Source organism: Paenalcaligenes hominis (assembly GCF_011927625.1).
GTDB classification, from domain to species: Bacteria; Pseudomonadota; Gammaproteobacteria; order Burkholderiales; family Burkholderiaceae_B; genus Paenalcaligenes; species Paenalcaligenes hominis.
On the sequence record NZ_JAATIZ010000009.1, the window covers coordinates 1 to 2053 of the forward strand.

Below are 2053 nucleotides of genomic sequence, written 5' to 3' on the forward strand. Positions count from 1 at the left end.
GCGCCCTCTGGTCGCCGAGCTACTTTGCCGGAAGCTGTGGCGGTGCGCCTATCGAGATCGTCCGACAATACATTAAGCAACAACAGACGCCAAGCGGATACGAAGACGCTAGCGCGTCCACGCTATTCATCTCCGCCCTGAACCGCGGGGTTTTCCGCGCGATTTGATAAAAAAAAGGCTTGGGTAACCAAGCCTTTTTGTATTACAGCAGCTCTTTGCGTAGGTCAGCCGCTGATTTAGGCGACAGTAGACCCGGAGCAATATCAAATACCGTTTTGGCACCGAATTGTTTTTGTTGTGCAAGACGGTAGGCGGCTCGGGCATAAGCCACTAGCACACTAGAAGTGAACTCGGGATTGCTGCCCAACGCCAAGGAGTACTCGACCGTTTGTTGTACGTCATTACCAGAGGTACCGCTACGAATAACAAAGCCACCGTGGGGCATGGCAGTATGGTCTCGTTCTAGCTCTTCGAGGCTAATAAAGTGTACGGTTGTGTCGTAGTCAGCAAAGTAATTCGGCATGGTCACAATGGTGTTACGCACCTCGTCCGCGTTGGCACCGTCCTCGAGGACCACAAAGCACTCACGACGATGTTTTTCACGGGTGCTGAGCTCGGGGAACTCGCCAGCCCGTACGCGCTCTACCGCGGCTTCGATAGGCAAAGTGTACTGTACACCAGCCTTGACCCCATCGATGCGACGAACCGCGTCAGAATGACCCTGGCTAAGGCCCTTGCCCCAGAAGGTATAGGTTTCGCCTTTAGGTAATACCACTTCGCCCATTAAGCGATTGATAGAAAACAGACCGGGGTCCCAGCCAACAGCAATGATATTGGTGTGCTGAGTGGCTTGAGCTACGGCATCAACAGCGGCAAAGTACTCGGGAATAGCGGCATGGGTGTCAAAACTATCAATGGTATTAAACCATTGCGCCAGATGCGGGCCTTGTTTGGGTAAATCATCTTTAGACCCCCCACACAAAATCAACACATCAATTTGATCCTTGTACTGCTCTATCGTATCTAATGCATACACAGGCACATTACCAGCAAGCAGCTCAACGCTTTTGGGTTCGCGACGACTAAAAACCGCGACTAATTCCATGTCGGGGTTTTGTCCTAAAGCGAGCTCAACGCCGCGGCCTAAATTGCCATAGCCAGCGATACCGATACGAATTTTTGCACTCATTGTCTTTCCTTTAATGCAGTTGTCCATAAGTCGTTTAGGCTACACCAAAAGCCATACGCACCGCAAAGACTATAAATAAAATAGCCACAGCGGCATGAGAAAAAATAGCAAGATAACGATGCTTTCTAAAAGTATTTGCTAAACGTGTGCCACCAAATATCAATGTCGATAAATACACCATACTAAAAAGTTGAAGAAATGCGCCCAACACCATAAAGGCTAACCAAGGGTGGCCTTTAGCTGGGTCCACAAACTGCACAAAAAAAGACAACAAAAATAAAATGGCTTTGGGGTTTAAAAGGCTTAATACCAGCGCTTTGGAAAAATAATTACCGTGTTTGACTTGTTGCTCTAGTACCTCGGGAGCAGGGTTGCTTTGTTGCGGTGTAGGCCTAAGCAGAGACCATAGAATTCGTATTCCTAGGTAGCCGAGATAGCCAGCCCCTAAGGCACGAAGGGCGTAAAACAAGAGGGGTACGGTTTGCAGCAAGGTTCCGGCCCCTGCTGCAGTAAGCGCAATGAGGATGGTATCACCAACGAAAATACCTGCGGCCGCTAGATAGCCCGGCCGTATCCCTTTGGCAGCGGCAGTGGCCAACACAAACAGCGAGTTTGGCCCTGGCAATAAAATAATAAAAATGGCTCCTACCAAATAGGTGCCTAAATCAATCACGCCAACGCTTTCAAACACGGTATCCCCAACATGCAAAAATATAAATAGTATCCTAAAGCGCTTTTATAGCGTGGGCTTATTTGCATTTGAGTTTCTATTGACATCCTCCCCCGCCTAAAGGCCGGGGATTCCTACGGCGCTCAAGGGAGGCATTGAGCCGTCCCAGAGTCGCTTCGGTGGGTTCCTGCTGC

The 2053-nt window shown here is 49.5% G+C and carries 2 protein-coding genes and 1 pseudogene; 1 reads left to right on the plus strand and 2 read right to left on the minus strand.

Annotated features, from left to right (window positions below):
- A pseudogene (locus tag GGR41_RS13005) lies at nt 1-92 on the plus strand (transposase); the annotation flags it as partial.
- A 110-nt stretch (nt 93-202) separates the two neighbouring features.
- Here GGR41_RS13005 and GGR41_RS13010 read toward each other — a convergent pair.
- Entirely contained in the window at nt 203-1189 is a 987-nt protein-coding gene (locus GGR41_RS13010; protein WP_167662269.1) for a diaminopimelate dehydrogenase, read from the minus strand.
- Between the two features lie 34 nt (nt 1190-1223).
- Nucleotides 1224-1880, minus strand: coding sequence for a leucine efflux protein LeuE (gene leuE, locus GGR41_RS13015; RefSeq protein ID WP_077733812.1), 657 nt, complete (start codon nt 1878-1880; stop codon nt 1224-1226).
- Nucleotides 1881-2053: the final 173 nt, after the last annotated feature.

Bases quoted from the DNA above. Each gene is read 5' to 3' on its own strand.
- GGR41_RS13010 (WP_167662269.1), bottom strand. From the start codon at position 1,189: ATGAGTGCAAAAATTCGTATCGGTATCGCTGGCTATGGCAATTTAGGC.